The sequence below is a fragment of the Acinetobacter lwoffii genome (assembly GCF_029024105.1).
GTDB lineage: Bacteria > Pseudomonadota > Gammaproteobacteria > Pseudomonadales > Moraxellaceae > Acinetobacter > Acinetobacter lwoffii.
Genome location: NZ_CP118963.1, coordinates 1,253,587 through 1,270,082, shown reverse-complemented (window position 1 = coordinate 1,270,082; position 16,496 = coordinate 1,253,587). Strand labels below are relative to the sequence as shown.

Here is a 16,496-nt window from a genome sequence, read left to right as displayed (position 1 = left end):
ACCATTCGTAAATCAATTATGTATCAAGTGCGTCTGATTTCTTGAACTTATGAATCTCACTTCGATTTTATCTTGGATTGATAAAATGCTCAGCCAAGCGCACGATGAGCTGATCATTCAAGATAATTTTCAGATCGATTCAATCCTACTATCTATACATGACTTAAATTTAATATAATCATGATGATAATAAAAAAGGGGCTTCATTGTGCGCCATTCATACCATCTTGAAAAACATTATATCGAACGCGCGGGCTGGCTTCGTGCAGCTGTACTGGGGGCAAATGACGGGATTATTTCGGTCACCAGTCTGGTGGTGGGTATTGCAGCCAGTGGAGCATCCACAGAAATTTTATTGGTGACCTGTGTTGCCGGATTGATTTCTGGAGCCGCATCAATGGCGGCCGGTGAATATATTTCGGTTAAATCCCAGCAAGATATTGAAACCAATGATCTACTCATGGAAGAGCGCGAACTCCAGCGCCATCCCACCCATGAGTTAAATGAGCTCAAAACGATTTATATACAGCGTGGGTTGGAACCTGCTTTGGCACAACAGGTCGCTGAACAGCTGACCAACCATAATGCCTTGGATGCCCATGCTCGAGACGAAATTGGTATTTCAGCACATACCTCTGCCCAACCTTTTCTCGCTGCATTTTCTTCCGCCATGGCCTTTACGGTAGGTTCATTATTCCCTTTAATTTCAATCATGATTTTACCGGAACACTATCTGGATAAAGGCGTCATGCTGATTGGCGTTTTAAGTTTGGGGATGATGGGTGCACTGGCAAGCTATGCCGGTGGAGTAAGTGTCTGGAGAGGTGCTGTTCGGGTGATGCTCTGGGGAATTATCGCCATGTTATTCAGTGCATGGATCGGATCATTATTTAATGTGTCTGTTGCCTAAATATGTGTTTATTTTTTAGCTAGACAAAGAATAGGATTGAGCGGCTCTTGTATTAACATCACTGAAAAATGTTTTTTCAAAAACTAGCCGCTCTAACAAAACTTGAGTTTAATTAATATATGTTCGGTTTTAATTTAGATATTTAAAACCTAAGATCTATGCATGAGAGGTATTGTTATGGAAACTACGATCATTCTTGCCATCTTGGCGATCATTATCATATTGCTGATCATTTTTTATAACAAGAAAAAGTGAAAGAGCGATGAGGCATTTTTACTGCTTTGAGGGTTTTTACTGATCTTAAAATAAATTCCAGAGCTTTAAATCAATCAAATATTAATTTCCCGTCGGAAAACCATGAAATCCCCATTGGATCACATAAAGAATCCCAAGGATTAAAATCACCGAAACCAAGATTTCTAATATTTTCATTTTTAAATGAGCTCTATACTTAAGCACCTCATCTTATCTGAATTTTTCTTTTCATCTAAAACAAAAAATTGAATCATAAAAAAAGCCTGATCTTGTTTGATCAGGTTGGTTAATCATTCTTACTGGATAAAATTTATGAGCAAAAAATTAGGTGATTTGATTTAAATCAGCTGTTCAACTGTTGGGAAGCTATGTGATCCATGTTCGAACATGGCATCATGCCAGATATCAAACATGGGCACTTTCACATCCAAAGCCAAAGGCAATTTTTTTTCATTAAACTGCATATGTTGAAGATCGGATCCCCAGGCAATCAAATCAACATCCAAAGTAATCTGATGGGATGGACGTACTCGCCCTAATGCCTGTTCCAGCTGTTTGAGCAGCTCAATCAGGTCTTCACTAGACACCGAACTTCGCAATAAACACGCTGCATTCCAGTAATCTGCGCCGATGCCATCACGGCAAGGAATCATATAAATGGGAGAAAACTGGACTTCTCCCCATTCGGAAATACGTTGCTGTGCAGCTTGAAAATGTTGCTGAGGATGACAATTACTCGCTAATGCTAGGGCGAAAATCGTTTCGGTGGCGTTCAAGACGTATCCCTACAGAATTGGCTTGCGCGATAATGGCAGGCTTACGGATCGTAATATTAATCGATTCAATTGCTGTAAAGGTAGTAAAAAGTGCATTCAGCACTAACTTTGCTGCATGTTCAATCAATTCAGGCTTGGCGTCTTGAATGACTTTGCTGGAAATCTCACAAATTTCTGCATAATTCAGCGTATCTGCAAGTGCATCTGAGTTTGATGCCTGTTCTAAATCGGTTTGAATGGTCAAATCCAGCATTAGAGGCTGAATAATTTGACGCTCCCAGTTAAAGCAGCCCACGACTGTCTCAACCTTTAAACCTTCAATAATAATGGCGTCCATTGGATTGCTCGAAAATTTAGTACTGGCTGCATCCCTCTCAAGCTCCTTTACAAAGGGAGGAGCTTTTAAAGTCCCCCTTTTTTAAAGGGGGATTTAGAGGGATTTTTCCAAGTCTAGATGAGTTTAAGATTAATGCTTTAACAGCAGATTCGGATCCATGCTTTGCACCATTTGCAAACGCTGATCGGCATAGATGTCGGTATACGGCGCAAGAATTCGCATGAAACGGTCGAAATACAGCATTTGCTTGAACAGCAAGGCAAAATCGCGCGGGAACCGGATGCCATGACGTTCACCCACAGCCACCATATCCATCATGATATCGTTCAGGTCAGCAGGGTTGGACGTTAACAATTCCTGCGGATCCGCCATCAATACACCGCTAAATAAACGTTCCAGATCAGCAGCCAAGACTTTGGTGTCAATCTGCACAGCGGTCATGCCCATTTTCAGCATGTTTTGCGCCATCAGCTCATAATTGGTATGTTGCAATGAATCCATAAATGCCATACATGCCGTCCATACTTCAGGCTTAAGCTGACCCACAATACCGAAATCAATAAAACCGACACGGCCATCTTCGAGCAGCATCAGGTTGCCTGCATGCAGATCGGCATGGAAACTGTTACACATCATCAAGCTGCCAAACCAGGTATTCATCGCGGTAATGAGTACTTGAGATGGATCTTTAGATACTTTTTTGACCACTTCAAAATCTGTCAAAGGCACACCGTATAAACGCTGCATGGTGAGCACACGACGGGTCGAATATTGATGATAAACCTTAGGTGCAGTGGCTGCCTGATTGTTGGTGATATTCAGGTAATTGACAAAATCATCCAGATTCTGGGCTTCCTCGATAAAATCGACTTCACGCACCATACGGGTTTTGATTTCTTCGACAATGTCAGCCAGTGAAGCAAACTTGACTTTCGGGACTGCTTTTTCCAGCAACTTGGTTGCCCAATGCAGCACATTCAAGTCAGTGTACAAAATGGTTTCTACGCCCGGTTTTTGTACTTTAATCACCACATCTTCGCCAGACACCAGTTTGGCCGCATGCACCTGTGCAATAGATGCAGAGGCTAATGGCGTTTCATCAATCGATGCAAAGATTTCATCCAGGTTACGTCCTGCAAATTCAGAGGCTAAAACCTGCTGGATATAGCTAAACGGCAAGCGTGGTGTCTGATCCAGACAGCCCTGAAATTCTTCAACATATTCACGTGGAAATAGTGACGGCGTACTGGCAATAAACTGACCGAGCTTGATATAAGTTGAACCTAAGGATTCAAAAGTTTCACGCATCAGTTTGGCATTGCTCGGCTTTTCAGTGGCATATTTAAAGCCCGCCTTTGCCGCAACGACTGCTGTTTCTCCCATACGGGCAACTGAACGTATTCCATCTAACCAGATATTGTTTTTCATAATGTCTTAGGAAAAATTAATTAAACGCAGTGTAGCAAAAAAAAATCACTTTGCAGGCTTATCTTACCTGACAGATTGGGCAATCTGTATCTTTTTCGAAAGCGAGAATCCGCTGCTTAAAACTCAGTCCATCCCACAACAACAGCTTTTGTCGAAGTGGCATCTGGCCCAATCCCAGATATAACAAGGCATGATGTGCCTGCAAGCTGGCCATCACATTCGGGGTGGTCGCCAGTACACCGGAGTCTGCACAGCGCAGACTTTCATCGGCCTGATTTTCTGGCGGAAACAGGCAGGCATAACAGGCGGAATCCCCTTCGACCATAAACAGCTGGCCTTGCAAGCCAATCGCAGAAGCACTCAATAAAGGCACATTCAGCTCAACACACATCTGATTGACCAGATAGCGTGTGGCAAACTGATCACAACCATCCAGTACCAGATCCTGATGCTCGATCACACTTACTGCATTGTCAGCCGTTAAGGCCTGATTGATATATTCAACCTGTACGTTCGGATTAACCTGACTCAGTCTTTTGGCGAGAGTTTCTGCCTTATAAAATCCAATATCCTGCGGTATAAATGCCAGTTGTCGCTGCAAATTACTCATCTCGATGGTATCTGGATCGATCAGGGTAATTTTCCCCACACCTGCGCGTGCCAGAAGTTCTGCCAGTGCACAGCCAATCCCGCCACAACCAATAATGCAGATATTCGAAAATTTTAAGCGTTCTTGAGCGTCAATATCCCAGCCATCCAGAAGAATCTGACGGCTATACAGATGCAGTTCAGCATCGGTGAGTTCGAATTCTGGGGATATGGCATCCATGTTAAATGTAGACAACGTCTTTCCTTGTTTCGAAAATTTTTAACAATGATCGCAAAAATTAGCTTTACTGAAGTTTTTAAGGACTGATAAATCTCTGGAATATCAATCTCACAGTCAATTCACAGCACATCAATAAATTATTCGGCAATCGTTGAGCCAAATAGCATATCAGCTAAACGCTCGGTATCAAGTTGCAGCCGCTATGGCTTGGCAAGATTTTTTGAATCACCTCAATTCAACGGTTCCGGCAAACAGCTCTTTCTCATTTATAAAAGGTGTCAGACCTGAAGTTTTTAAAATCTTTGCTATTGAATTACCCTGTAAATAGAGCAGCCCTGTTTAGCAATTCTGTAGTCTCTGCCTGTATTTGAGTATGAAAATGTATGAGTTCAGTGAGACCTAAGGCATCTGTCTCTAAATATGATTAATCTGAAAATACCAAGCAATCTTTTCAGCTTTCATAAAATCGTATGGAGAACATACATGACCGAGCATAACAATACTCAACATGATAATCGTGAAAAATTATGGGAATTGATCAAGGATGTCCGTTACACCATGATCAGCCATTTAAATGATACACATGAAATACACTCCCAGCCGATGACCATGCTGAACTCCGAACAGATGAACGAACGTCAAAACTTATATTTCATCCTGCGTAATACCAATGATCTGGTCAAAGCAGCAGAAACTGGCCGTGGTCAAATTGGCCTGTCTTTTGCAAAACCATCAGATGGTATCTATGTGTCGATCAGTGCTCATGCCCAGATCAGTACTGACCGCATTCTGATTGAACAGTTGTGGAATCCGTGGGCAGAAAACTGGTTTGAAGGCAAGGATGATCCGACCGTACGGGTATTGATTGCTAAAGCAGTCAGCGCAGAATACTGGAATGTCACAGATAACAAAGTTACCCAGCTTTTTAAAGCCTTAAAAGGCGGTGTTACCGGCGAAGCGGGCGAACCGCATGCAGAACATCAAAAAGTGAATCTACAAAGTAATATCTGGTAATGAATGAGGTTTAGCCTCTTGAAATTAAGAGGCTAAATTTTTGATATATTTCATTTTAAATATTAATGTAATTTTACTGTAATGACATAAAAATTATAATTTTAGCTTGCCTCAATCTGCTCTCTTGAAGATATAAGTTTGGGGAAATCAGCTCAATATCTGACTAAAATTTAAGTAGAAGATTTATTTCCTAAAAAAACCAAAGGCTGCCATGGCAGCCTTTGAACATTCAATCAAACAATTAATTTGAAAAATTAACTGACTCGCTTCATCTCTTGAAGTTTGGCAACTTCCTGCTGTTTGAGTAAATTGCGCTGAATCTTGCCACTCGATGTTTTAGGCAAAGACGTCACAAACTCAATCTCTTTCGGATAGGCATGTTTGGATAAGCGTGAACGTACATAACTTTGCAGTTTCAACATCAAATCTTCAGTGGCTGGATATGCTGATTTAAGTACTACAAAGGCTTTCACAATTTCAGTACGTTCTGGATCTGGCTTGCCGACGACTGCAGATTCAAGCACTTCTTCACATTCAAGCAAAGTACTTTCTACATCAAAAGGTCCAACCCGATATCCTGAGGTTGTAATGACATCATCTGCACGTCCAATAAAATCAATACCGCCATATTCATTCAGCTTCACGGTATCACCAGTGAGATAATACTGCCCGACAAATGACTTGCGGTTATGCCCTGCATAGCCTTCAAACCACATCAAAGGTGAAGCTGAACAGTCAATTGCCAAGGTTCCAATCCCGCCTTTTTCTACCTCCTGATGTTCTTTGTTCAATACAGCAAAACGATGCCCAGGAATCGCAAAACCGGCTGAACCAACTTTTTTATAATGCTCTAGGCCATGATGATTAGCGATCACCATCCCCAGTTCAGTCTGTCCATATTGATCGTAAATATTCACATTTAAATCATGATTAAACCACTGAATCACTTCAGGCGTGAGCGGCTCACCCGCACTACTTACCACGCGTAAATGCGAACTGATGCCTGCATCAAATTTTTCTTTAAAGCCAAAGAACATGCGAAATGCGGTTGGCGAACCAGTCAGGTTATTCACCTGATATTTTTGAATGATTTGTACGGCATTATCGACACTAAAGCCACGTTCATCCATGATGATGCTGTGCCCTAAACTCAACGGCCCTGCAATACCATAATACAGTCCATACGCCCAGCCCGGATCTGCCAGATTCCAGAAGGAATCTTCATCTCGCAGATCTACGGCGTGCAGCATATAGCCTTTAAAGGCCAACAACGCTTTTAAAGGTACAGGAACCGATTTTGCCAAGCCTGTCGTACCTGAAGTAAACATCATCAGGAAGACATCATTAAACTGGCAATTTACCGGTTCAAACTCCTCTGGTTGTTGCTGTAAGGCTGTCCAGAAATCCGCATCTTGATAATTATTTGTCGCTGTTTGATGCACAGTCAGAATATTAGGAACATTGAAATCATGGAGTTTCAGTCGTTGTTCTTCATCAGTAACGATCAACTGGGTATTGGCGGTACTGATACGATGTTCAATGGCTTTGCTTTCAAAGGCAGTAAATAAAGGTTGATAAATGGCACCAATCCGCCAAGTGGCTAATATAGTAATTAAGAGTGCTGGCGTTCTTGGCAGCAACCCTGCAATACAGTCACCAGCCTTTAAACCCAGAGAATGCATATAATTGGCCAGCTGTCCTGAAGCCACGGCCAGTTGTTCAAAGGTCCACTGCTCTGCGTCTCCGTTTTTGCCTTCCCAAATCAGTGCAGTTCGGTTTTGACCCAAGTAGCGACCACAGCATTCGGTATACGCATTGATGTTCTCTGCGTTTCCAACCAGATGTTCTTGAACCATATTTTCAAAATTAAAATCAGCATATGCCTGTTCTAGTGTCTTCATGACGACAACCTCTTTCCTGTTGTAGTTTTCAGGCGACCTTGCCTGAGTTTGTCCATTTGTATTTGTTGTTCCTGCTGATTCCATCAGCATACTTTCTCAAATCTGCATTCATGCCCTATGGCTAGAACATGAATAAAGCTTATTTTTCGATTATTCGCACTGTATGTCTTTAGATCATCATGTTCAGTTGAATCCTGCAATTTCCATATCCATCCATGTAAGTGCAGAATTTGAACATTAATCAAAGTCTGTTTTTTTAATTTAACAATCAGCGTTGACACACTTCACGTGCAATCACCAGTCGTTGAATATCTGATGCACCTTCATAAATCTGGCTCACTCGCACATCACGATAGATACGCTCAACCGGAAAATCAGAGACATAACCGTAGCCACCATGAATCTGGATCGCATCTGAACAGACTCGCTCTGCAATGGTCGATGCAAACAGCTTTGCCATCGATGCTTCTTTTAAACACGCCAAGCCTGCATCTTTTAACGTTGCAGCATGCAAGACAAGCTGACGTGCGGCTTCAATTTGGGTCGCCATATCTGCAAGCCTGAACGCCACAGCCTGATGCTGCACAATTTCCACACCAAAGGCTTTGCGTTCATTGGCATATTCCACTGCAGCATCTAGTGCAGCCCGCGCCATACCGACTGATTGTGCTGCAATCCCGATGCGACCCGATTCAAGATTCGACAAGGCAATTTTATAGCCTTCACCTTCCTGGCCCAGCAGGTTGGCAGCCGGAATCCGGCAGTTATCCAGAACGATGGTCGCGGTATCCGAACAATGCTGACCCATTTTCTCTTCTAGGCGTGACACGATATAACCCGGTGCATCGGTCGGCACCAGAAAGCATGAAATACCCTTTTTCCCTGCAGATTTATCAGTCACAGCAAAGACTAGTGCAATCTGTGCGTGTTTACCTGTCGTGATAAACTGCTTGGTACCATTTAGCACCCATTCATCGCCATCGCGTTCGGCTTTACACTCCAGCGAACTGGCATCCGAACCGGCCTGAGGTTCCGTCAAGCAGAAACAGCCTAGCCATTCACCTGTTGCCAGTTTAGTCAAATACTGCTGTTTTTGTGCCTCTGTGCCATAACGCTGGGTGATACCACAAGGCAAAGAATTCTGCACACTGACAATCGTCGAGATTGCACCATCACCTGCAGCGATCTCCTCTAGTGCCAAGACTAGTGAAACATAATCCAGACCTGCACCGCCCCATTCTTCAGCCACTGTCATACCCAATGCGCCAAGCTCACCGAGTTCTTTAAGTTCTTGTGCTGGGAATTGTGCCGTTTTGTCGCGTAAGGCCGCTGTCGGTTTCAGTTTCTGCTGCGAATAGTTACGCATCATGTCCTGAATCATTTTTTGTTCATCATTTAAAATCACGGGTATTTCCCTTCTTTATTTTTTTCTATCCAGCATTAGCAAGGACTTTTTAACTGCCAGAAATGTGATGCTTTCTGGATATATTCGGCAAATTCAGCATGCAACTTTCCCTGATACGTCATTGCCATTTTGATGAATCAGAGAAAATGTGTTTATTTAAAAAATTATTTTGGCGCCATACGGATTGCACCATCTAGACGAATCACTTCACCATTCAAATAACCATTTTCAAAGATATGTCCCACCAGCTGGGCAAATTCCTGTGGTTTGGCCAGACGCGATGGAAATGGCACCATTTGCCCCAAAGCATCCTGGACATTTTGCGGCATGCCTTTCAGCATCGGAGTTTCCATAATGCCCGGCGCGATGGTCATGACACGGATCGCTTCACGAGCCAGTTCACGTGCCAAAGGTAAAGTCATTGCGACGACTGCACCTTTGGATGCCGCATAGGCAGTCTGACCAATTTGACCGTCATAAGCGGCAACTGAAGCAGTATTCACAATCACGCCACGTTCTTCTTCACCAGCTTGCAGCTCATATTTTGCAATTAAAGCCGCCGCATGACGCAACATATTAAAAGTACCGTTTACATTAATATTCAGCACTTTTTGGAACATTGCCAATTCATGGATGCCGTTACGACCCAATACTTTGGCGGATGGCGCAATCCCGGCACAGTTGATCAAACCATTCAGTTGACCATACGTACTTTCAACATGAGCGAAGAAAGCTTCAACTGTCTGTTCATCGGTCACATCGAGCTGTACAAACTCAGACTGTGAACCCAGTTGCTGCTGTAATGCCTGACCCTGCTCCTGATTCATATCGACCAGAATCACTTTAGCACCGTGTTCAACCAAATGAGTCGCTGTAGCTGCACCCAAACCTGAGGCACCACCAGTGATCACAATAACTTTTCCCTGAATGTTCATGTTTATTTCCTAGCGATTTTTCTATTTCAGATACGACTTAATATGCAGAGTAAACAGAGTTTTTATTCTGTACAATTTCCAAATATTGCATCTTGCATGATGTATTTGGACAATGAAAACAAGGATGTCAGACTGAATATGCATAAGCCTGCACTGGAATATAGCAAAGGCACCATCTCGATTGACCTGGTGAACGAAGCATTGCTGGATGCCAAACGGCTGCAATTTGATATCCCTGCCATTTTGAAAAAAGCCAATATCCCAGCAGAAGTATTAAATGCTCCCAAGGCACGCGTGTCGGTCAGCCAATTTGCCCAATTATGGACTGTGCTTGCAGACAGCATGAATGACGAATTTTTTGGCATGGACAGCCATGCCATGCGTCGTGGCAGTTTTAAATTGCTTTCGAAAATGGTTATGCAGGCAGATACACTGGAAAAAGCGCTGCAACACATTCTGCAATTTCTCAACCTGGTTTTGGACGATCTGCAAAGTACGCTCATGGTTGAGGAACACTATGCCTATATCGTGATTTATGATTTAAAAGCAACCAAACGCATGTTTAGTTATGCGACTTATCTGATGCTGATTCATACCCTGATCTGCTGGTTAAGTGGACAACGGATTTTACTTAATCAGATTCAACTCAAATGTGCAGCTCCCCTGGATGATTTCGACTATAAAGTTCGGTTCTGTGAACAGATTGAATATCAGGCCAGCGAAAATTACGTGCAATTTGATGCAAGCTATCTGCAATTGCCGATTAAACAGGATGCTCAGTCCTGGTATCAGTTTATTCAGCAAACCCCACAAAATTTATTGGTGCGTTTTAAAAACCCCTATGCCTTGAGCACCCAGATTCGCCGTCAATTACTGCAAGTTTCACCGGCAGAATGGCTGGAACTGAATGAACTGGCCTTAAAAATGAATATGTCTGAAGCGACCATGCAACGGCGTTTAAAAAGTGAAGGTGTCAGCTATCAACAGTTAAAAAATGAGATACGCCGGGATACCGCCATTGAATTGCTGACCCGTACTGAACAAAGTTTACAAGAGATCAGCGATCAGCTTAATTTTCAGGAATCCAGTGCATTTCATCGTGCATTCAAAAAGTGGACTGGCGTCAGTCCAGGCGCGTATCGACAAAATAATATTAGATAATTTATATAAATTTAGACTTTAAAAATATTACCGAAAAACACTTGGATTCTAAGCATTTATTTTTATTATGATTATATATTTCAAGCCCTAAAACATATATTAGCAGGACTACACAGTCACCCGGAAAGCTTTGCAATTTACCCGAGAATAGATTATTTTTCATTCAATTTATAGCACTTTTGCTATTGGCTGTACTCTCCATTTTCCTTTCTAGTTGAAGGTATCTCCATGTTAAAGATGACTGATGTGCTTGGGCAAAATCTTGTCCAAAACTTCTCTAAAGCTTTATTTTCTTCGACTGATCTCATTACAGAACAGTTGAATCAAGGGATTTTAAATGCATCGGATGCAGAACTGAAAGATGCAATTCTGCACTTCTTTAACCAGGTAGATGCTGTGGAAGCGGCTCAGGCCCTTGAAATTCCGGCAGAACGTATCAATGAATTACAACAAGGTATTGCCTTGAAAGATGAAAGATCTCTGGCAGACACTTTGAAAGTTGTGGCACTTTGTCTGGCAATGGAAACAGGTAGCCTAGATCAGGTAGAAGTCTATGACTGTCTACAAGACTATCCAATGTAATTCTTTTTTAAGTATTCCTCGAAAGCGGTGCTCTGGCATCGCTTTTTTGTTTTTAGTTATACTGCGTTGGCGTGATGTCATTAAGAATACTTAAAGTTTCAGAGGCAGCTGGGAATTTATAAAAACTTGAATTAAAAAGCGACCATACCGGGCGCTTTTTAATAAAGAAAGATAGATTACAGATTAATGTGGCCACTGCGCCAAAGTCACACGATCATTACCGCCATAATCTTTAACCGTGCGGACTTGCTTATAACCCGCTTGTTTAAATAGATGTTGTACGGCGTCTGCCTGATCATAACCATGCTCAAGCACCACCCAACCATTGACAGTCAAATGCTTCTTGGCTTGCAGAATAATCATTTCAATATCGGCCAGACCCTTTTTATCTGCCACCAGCGCACGTTCCGGCTCAGTCGCCAGATTCTGCATATGCGCATCATTAGCGTCGATATAAGGTGGATTCGATACAATGGCGTCAAAGAATTGACGACCAAATGGTTTCAACCATGAGCCCAGAACGAATTCTACATTCTCAATATCATGTTGTTCCGCATTATACTTCGCAACCTCAAGCGTAGGCTCGTAGATATCGGAAGCCATTACTGTCCAGTTGGAACGCTCAGATGCCAGCGATAAGGCGATCGCACCAGTACCTGTACCCAAGTCCACCACACAGGCATCTTCAGGCAGGTCCAATTTCAACACGGTCTCAACCAGCACTTCAGTATCCGGACGTGGCACCAAGGTATCTTTAGTCACTTTGAGGTCCAAAGTCCAGAATGGCTGTGAACCAGTGACATAAGCCAAAGGCTCGCCAGCAGCAATACGCGCCAACCCGTCTTTATACGCCTGTTCCTGTTCCAGCGTTAACTCCTGATCCTTTTTCATTAGTAGATCAAATGAATCAATCTTGGTGATGTGTTCCAGTAACCAGGCATTTTCCTGACGTTCATAACTTTCAGCTTCACCGCGTAAAGCCAGGGCTTGTAAAATATTCATTATCCACCATTCTGCTGTGCAAGCATGGCCAACTGATCCGCCTGATATTCGCGGTGCAGGCTGTCCAGCAATTCGGTCAAATCACCTTCCATCACGGCATCCAGCTTGTATAAAGTCAGGTTAATGCGGTGATCGGTCATACGACCTTGCGGATAGTTATAAGTACGGATACGTTCCGAACGATCACCCGATCCCACCAGGTCACGACGCATTTCCGAGGTTGCTGCATCTGCTGCTGCACGTTTGGCATTTTCCAAACGTGATACCAGCAGTGCCATCGCTTTGGCCTTGTTCTTATGCTGTGAACGCTCTTCCTGACATTCCACCACTGTGCCAGTTGGAATGTGGGTAATACGTACTGCAGAATCGGTTTTGTTAACGTGCTGACCGCCTGCACCTGAAGCACGATACGTATCAATCCGCAAATCGGATGAATTGATTTCGACCGAGGTATCAACATCAATTTCAGGAAGAATCGCAACGGTACAAGCAGAAGTATGCACTCGGCCTTGTGATTCGGTCGCCGGTACACGCTGTACACGATGCGCACCACTTTCAAATTTTAGACGACCGTAAACACCGTCACCATTAATCAGGCAGATGACTTCTTTATAGCCGCCATGTTCGCCTTCATTTTCAGAAAGGATTTCAATACGCCAGCCTTGGTTTTCCGCATATTTACTATACATACGGAATAAATCGCCAGAGAAAATCGCTGCTTCATCACCACCGGTTCCGGCACGAATCTCCAGATAAGCCGAGTTAGCATCATTCGGATCTTTCGGAATCATCAAGATGTTCAGGTCTGCTTCAAGCGATTCAATTAAAGCTTTATTCTCTTTAATTTCTTCCTGCGCCATTTCCTTAAAGTCCGGATCTGACAGCATGGCCTGAGCTGTTTCAATGTCTTCTTCAGCCTGTCTGTACTTGGTCCAGACATTGGTGATTTCTGTTAAGTCATTATGCTCACGTGACAATTGACGGAAGCGCTTATTATCAGAAATGACTTCTACATCAGCCAGTAATGCGGTCAATTCTTCATGGCGGTCAGAGAGTTGGTCTAATCGTAAACGTAACGATTCTTTCATTTTCTAAAAAATCTCAAACATAGGCTGGGACTAAAAACCGATTTAGCACAGCGAAATCAAAAAATTGCGCCTAGTTTAACGACTCTGGCTTCTAATGAACATCATTATTGAGTAAGTCCGCGTTGCTATCATTCGTGCTCTACAGCATTTGTTAACAAATATGATTAAAAACAGTGGAATTGCTTTTTTTATAGTCGATCTTATTCTTATTTCTTGCCGATTTTACAATTCGCCAAATAAAGCAGGGAATTATGAAGAAACATCTTCATATTGTTTTGGGCATGATTTGTTACATTTTCCGCATCGAAATAACTACAGTCCTGTGGATGGACACGGAGTGATGACATGAAACTCAACGCACTTTTAATGAGTACAGTTTTAGCTGCTGGTTCAATGATGACCGTAAACGCACATGCCGACAGTACAGCGCGTGTTGCAGCAGCAAGTGCTTTAGGTAGTGTTGCAGGTACAGCATTAGGTAAAAACATGGGCGGTAACACCGGCGCAACCATTGGTGCTGCTTTAGGTGGTGCTGGCGGTGCAGCAGTTGCAAGCAGCAAAAAAAACCGGACTGAATCTGCCATTGGTGGTGCCCTAGGTGGCGGTGCAGGTTATACCGTAGGTAAAAATATGGGCGGTACTAACGGCGGTTATATCGGTTCAGCTTTAGGTGCTGCCGGTGGTGCTGCACTAGGTAACAAGATTGCCAAAGATAAAGCAGCTGAAAAACGCTCTAAACACTGGAAAAAACGTTACCGTTAATTTGTGCTCAGGCTGTTTAGACCAGACGCTACATTTAACATGAAAAGCACCTTTTGGTGCTTTTTTTTATTACTGTTTCATAAGATGAAATTTCAAGTAATACATGGAATTATCCTGTCCACATCATGAATCAATTAAGGAGATAAAAATCACAATTCGCCAACATTGCCTCCATGCTGTTTGGCGCTTGCTAGATTAAATTTATCTCATCAACAAAATATAGCTAGATATATAAAAGGTGTCCTCATGAACTATAAATCTCTAATGATCGCTGTCGTAGCAACCTCAGCCATGGGTATGACAGCTGCCAATGCAGGCAATACAACCAATACAGCCTTAGCTTCTGCACTAGGTGGTGTTGTTGGTGCTGCAGTAGGTAATAAAATGGGTGGTACCACTGGCGCAACAATCGGTTCAGCGATTGGTGGCGGTGCAGGTGCCGCAGTAGCTGCAAATAAACGTGACCGTAATGGTGCGATTATCGGTGGTGCTTTAGGTGGCGGTGCAGGTTATGCAGTTGGCCGAAATATGGCAGGCACCAACGGTGGTTACATCGGTGCGGCACTGGGTTCAGCAGGTGGTTCAGCTTTAGGTAAGAAAGTCAGCGAAGACCGTCGTTATGATGACCGCAACGAACGTCGCTATAATTCTTCTCGTAACTACCGCTATAACGATTATCGTTATAACAACCGTCGTCGTTAAGATTCTCTCCCCTTATTCTTTCCTCCTTTATAAGCATCTTCGGATGCTTATTTTTTTGCCTTTATTTTTTATCTTTATCTTTTGGTTTACACTTATATCGATTTTTTTCGATATACAAATACATTCTAAAGTCGTATGCTTTTAGAGATGTTTATTTAAGAGTAATACTATGCGTACGCTTAACGATACCCAGTTCTCTATACTCGAACTGGTTCCTGTTCGTGACGACAAGAGCATTCAATTCGCGCTGAACCATGCGCTGGAACTTGCCCAAACAGCAGAAAAATTGGGTTATCGCCGGATGTGGCTGGCAGAACATCATAATATGGATGGTATTGCCAGTTCAGCAACTGCAGTTCTCTTAGGCTATTTACTGGCGAATACCAAAACCTTAACTTTAGGCTCTGGCGGAATTATGTTGCCCAACCATGCACCGCTGGTCGTGGCTGAACAGTTCGGCACATTGGCGACGCTCTATCCGGACCGGATTGAACTGGGTCTGGGCCGTGCTCCAGGTACCGATCAAATGACCATGCGTGCCCTGCGTCGTGGCCGTCAGGAAACCGAAGATCAGTTTCCACAAGATGTTCTGGAAATTCTGCAATATTTTAAAGATCCAGAACCACATCAGCGTATCGTAGCGACGCCAGGTCAAAGTACGCACGTACCCGTATGGCTTTTAGGTTCCAGCCTGTTTAGTGCACAATTAGCGGCGAAACTTGGTCTACCTTATTCCTTCGCTTCGCATTTTGCCCCGCGTATGCTGGGTCAGGCCATTCAGCTTTATCGTGAAAACTTTGAACCTTCTGAATACCTGGATCGTCCTTATGTGTCGATGGGTGTACCGACCTGTGTCGCAGATACTGATGAAGAAGCAGAATATCTAGCGACTAGTGCCTATCAGCGGGTTTTATCACTGATTCGTGGACAAAGCCTGAAACTTAAAGCACCAATTGACTCCATGAAAGGTCTGTGGTCGCCGCCGGAAAAAATGTCAGTCGATAATTTCTTTGCCATGGCTCAGGTCGGCTCCAAAGAAACCGTTAAAGCTGGGCTAGAATCGCTTTTGGCTAAATATGATGTGGATGAGTTTATCTTTACTTGTGACATCTATGACACTGACAAGCGCCTGCACAACTTTGAGCTATTAATGCAAATTAAAAATGGTCAGTAAATGAGAGTTGCATCTACCTATTCTCAGCAATGGGTAGATGTTTTTCATCTTTAAAGATAAATGACCAAAAGAAATATATCAGTAAAAGCATTTCTATCGACCTCCTCCATTAAAAAACTTCTTCCCTAAACGAACACTTCACTTCTTTTCCTTCATCCATCTCAGCAAGTTAAAAGTCATTCCTTTTGGATCGCATGTAAATCTATTCAGTCTTCAATAAAATCAGATTTTATAT

Annotated in this window: 16 protein-coding genes; 7 read left to right on the top strand and 9 right to left on the bottom strand. The window is 43.0% G+C overall.

Annotation, left to right across the window (positions count from 1 at the left end):
* The first annotated feature begins 208 nt into the window (after positions 1 to 208).
* Positions 209 to 910: a VIT1/CCC1 transporter family protein gene (locus PYW33_RS06050; protein WP_004645386.1), complete on the top strand. Its 702-nt coding sequence runs from the start codon at positions 209 to 211 to the stop codon at positions 908 to 910.
* Positions 911 to 1,503: 593 nt separating this feature from the next.
* Here PYW33_RS06050 and PYW33_RS06045 read toward each other — a convergent pair.
* From PYW33_RS06045 to PYW33_RS06030, 4 genes are all read right to left on the bottom strand, one after another.
* Positions 1,504 to 1,941: a 2-amino-4-hydroxy-6-hydroxymethyldihydropteridine diphosphokinase gene (locus tag PYW33_RS06045; protein ID WP_004645387.1), complete on the bottom strand. Its 438-nt coding sequence runs from the start codon at positions 1,939 to 1,941 to the stop codon at positions 1,504 to 1,506.
* The gene (gene folB, locus PYW33_RS06040; protein ID WP_004645388.1) at positions 1,898 to 2,278 is read right to left on the bottom strand and encodes a dihydroneopterin aldolase; all 381 of its coding nucleotides are present in this window, start codon (positions 2,276 to 2,278) and stop codon (positions 1,898 to 1,900) included. Before folB ends, PYW33_RS06045 begins: the two co-directional genes overlap by 44 nt.
* 129 nt (positions 2,279 to 2,407) lie before the next feature.
* A complete protein-coding gene (locus PYW33_RS06035; protein WP_004278767.1) occupies positions 2,408 to 3,706 on the bottom strand; it encodes an ABC1 kinase family protein in 1,299 nt (432 codons plus the stop codon).
* Between the two features lie 58 nt (positions 3,707 to 3,764).
* Positions 3,765 to 4,535 carry a HesA/MoeB/ThiF family protein gene (locus tag PYW33_RS06030; RefSeq protein WP_016807149.1) on the bottom strand — a complete coding sequence of 257 codons (771 nt, stop codon included), beginning with the start codon at positions 4,533 to 4,535 and terminating at the stop codon, positions 3,765 to 3,767.
* A gap of 483 nt (positions 4,536 to 5,018) precedes the next feature.
* Between PYW33_RS06030 and PYW33_RS06025 the strand changes: the two genes are divergently transcribed.
* On the top strand, positions 5,019 to 5,549 hold the full coding sequence (locus PYW33_RS06025) for a pyridoxamine 5'-phosphate oxidase family protein (protein WP_004645391.1): 531 nt from the start codon (positions 5,019 to 5,021) through the stop codon (positions 5,547 to 5,549).
* A gap of 254 nt (positions 5,550 to 5,803) precedes the next feature.
* Here the strand turns inward: PYW33_RS06025 and PYW33_RS06020 are convergent, their stop codons facing one another.
* From PYW33_RS06020 to PYW33_RS06010, 3 genes are all read right to left on the bottom strand, one after another.
* Positions 5,804 to 7,450, bottom strand: coding sequence for an AMP-binding protein (locus tag PYW33_RS06020; RefSeq protein WP_004645392.1), 1,647 nt, complete (start codon positions 7,448 to 7,450; stop codon positions 5,804 to 5,806).
* 268 nt (positions 7,451 to 7,718) lie between these two features.
* Positions 7,719 to 8,855, bottom strand: a complete 1,137-nt coding sequence (locus PYW33_RS06015; protein WP_004645393.1) for an acyl-CoA dehydrogenase family protein — start codon at positions 8,853 to 8,855, stop codon at positions 7,719 to 7,721.
* Positions 8,856 to 9,019: 164 nt separating this feature from the next.
* On the bottom strand, positions 9,020 to 9,790 hold the full coding sequence (locus PYW33_RS06010) for an SDR family NAD(P)-dependent oxidoreductase (RefSeq protein WP_004645394.1): 771 nt from the start codon (positions 9,788 to 9,790) through the stop codon (positions 9,020 to 9,022).
* A gap of 138 nt (positions 9,791 to 9,928) precedes the next feature.
* On the opposite strand from PYW33_RS06010, the gene PYW33_RS06005 reads away from it, so the two are divergent.
* Both PYW33_RS06005 and PYW33_RS06000 read left to right on the top strand, forming a co-directional pair.
* Positions 9,929 to 10,951, top strand: a complete 1,023-nt coding sequence (locus PYW33_RS06005) for an AraC family transcriptional regulator (protein WP_176580849.1) — start codon at positions 9,929 to 9,931, stop codon at positions 10,949 to 10,951.
* Between the two features lie 228 nt (positions 10,952 to 11,179).
* Entirely contained in the window at positions 11,180 to 11,533 is a 354-nt protein-coding gene (locus tag PYW33_RS06000) for a hypothetical protein (RefSeq protein ID WP_004645396.1), read from the top strand.
* A gap of 183 nt (positions 11,534 to 11,716) precedes the next feature.
* Here PYW33_RS06000 and prmC read toward each other — a convergent pair whose 3' ends face one another.
* Positions 11,717 to 12,535 (bottom strand): peptide chain release factor N(5)-glutamine methyltransferase, encoded by an 819-nt coding sequence (gene prmC / locus PYW33_RS05995; RefSeq protein ID WP_004645398.1) that lies wholly within the window; start codon positions 12,533 to 12,535, stop codon positions 11,717 to 11,719.
* Positions 12,535 to 13,623: a peptide chain release factor 1 gene (gene prfA / locus PYW33_RS05990; protein ID WP_004645400.1), complete on the bottom strand. Its 1,089-nt coding sequence runs from the start codon at positions 13,621 to 13,623 to the stop codon at positions 12,535 to 12,537. Before prfA ends, prmC begins: the two co-directional genes overlap by 1 nt.
* Positions 13,624 to 13,968: 345 nt before the next feature.
* Between prfA and PYW33_RS05985 the strand changes: the two genes are divergently transcribed.
* From PYW33_RS05985 to PYW33_RS05975, 3 genes are all read left to right on the top strand, one after another.
* A complete protein-coding gene (locus PYW33_RS05985) occupies positions 13,969 to 14,385 on the top strand; it encodes a glycine zipper domain-containing protein (RefSeq protein ID WP_004645401.1) in 417 nt (138 codons plus the stop codon).
* A gap of 246 nt (positions 14,386 to 14,631) precedes the next feature.
* Positions 14,632 to 15,087, top strand: a complete 456-nt coding sequence (locus tag PYW33_RS05980) for a hypothetical protein (protein WP_004645402.1) — start codon at positions 14,632 to 14,634, stop codon at positions 15,085 to 15,087.
* Positions 15,088 to 15,256: 169 nt separating this feature from the next.
* Complete coding sequence (locus tag PYW33_RS05975; RefSeq protein WP_004645403.1) at positions 15,257 to 16,261, top strand: LLM class flavin-dependent oxidoreductase; 1,005 nt, start codon at positions 15,257 to 15,259, stop codon at positions 16,259 to 16,261.
* The last annotated feature ends 235 nt before the right edge of the window (positions 16,262 to 16,496 follow it).

Bases quoted from the DNA above. Each gene is read 5' to 3' on its own strand.
- folB (WP_004645388.1), bottom strand. From the start codon at position 2,278: ATGGACGCCATTATTATTGAAGGTTTAAAGGTTGAGACAGTCGTGGGC.
- PYW33_RS06035 (WP_004278767.1), bottom strand. From the start codon at position 3,706: ATGAAAAACAATATCTGGTTAGATGGAATACGTTCAGTTGCCCGTATG.
- PYW33_RS06030 (WP_016807149.1), bottom strand. From the start codon at position 4,535: ATGGATGCCATATCCCCAGAATTCGAACTCACCGATGCTGAACTGCAT.
- PYW33_RS06025 (WP_004645391.1), top strand. From the start codon at position 5,019: ATGACCGAGCATAACAATACTCAACATGATAATCGTGAAAAATTATGG.
- PYW33_RS06020 (WP_004645392.1), bottom strand. From the start codon at position 7,450: ATGAAGACACTAGAACAGGCATATGCTGATTTTAATTTTGAAAATATG.
- PYW33_RS06010 (WP_004645394.1), bottom strand. From the start codon at position 9,790: ATGAACATTCAGGGAAAAGTTATTGTGATCACTGGTGGTGCCTCAGGT.
- PYW33_RS06005 (WP_176580849.1), top strand. From the start codon at position 9,929: ATGCATAAGCCTGCACTGGAATATAGCAAAGGCACCATCTCGATTGAC.
- PYW33_RS06000 (WP_004645396.1), top strand. From the start codon at position 11,180: ATGTTAAAGATGACTGATGTGCTTGGGCAAAATCTTGTCCAAAACTTC.
- prmC (WP_004645398.1), bottom strand. From the start codon at position 12,535: ATGAATATTTTACAAGCCCTGGCTTTACGCGGTGAAGCTGAAAGTTAT.
- prfA (WP_004645400.1), bottom strand. From the start codon at position 13,623: ATGAAAGAATCGTTACGTTTACGATTAGACCAACTCTCTGACCGCCAT.
- PYW33_RS05985 (WP_004645401.1), top strand. From the start codon at position 13,969: ATGAAACTCAACGCACTTTTAATGAGTACAGTTTTAGCTGCTGGTTCA.
- PYW33_RS05980 (WP_004645402.1), top strand. From the start codon at position 14,632: ATGAACTATAAATCTCTAATGATCGCTGTCGTAGCAACCTCAGCCATG.
- PYW33_RS05975 (WP_004645403.1), top strand. From the start codon at position 15,257: ATGCGTACGCTTAACGATACCCAGTTCTCTATACTCGAACTGGTTCCT.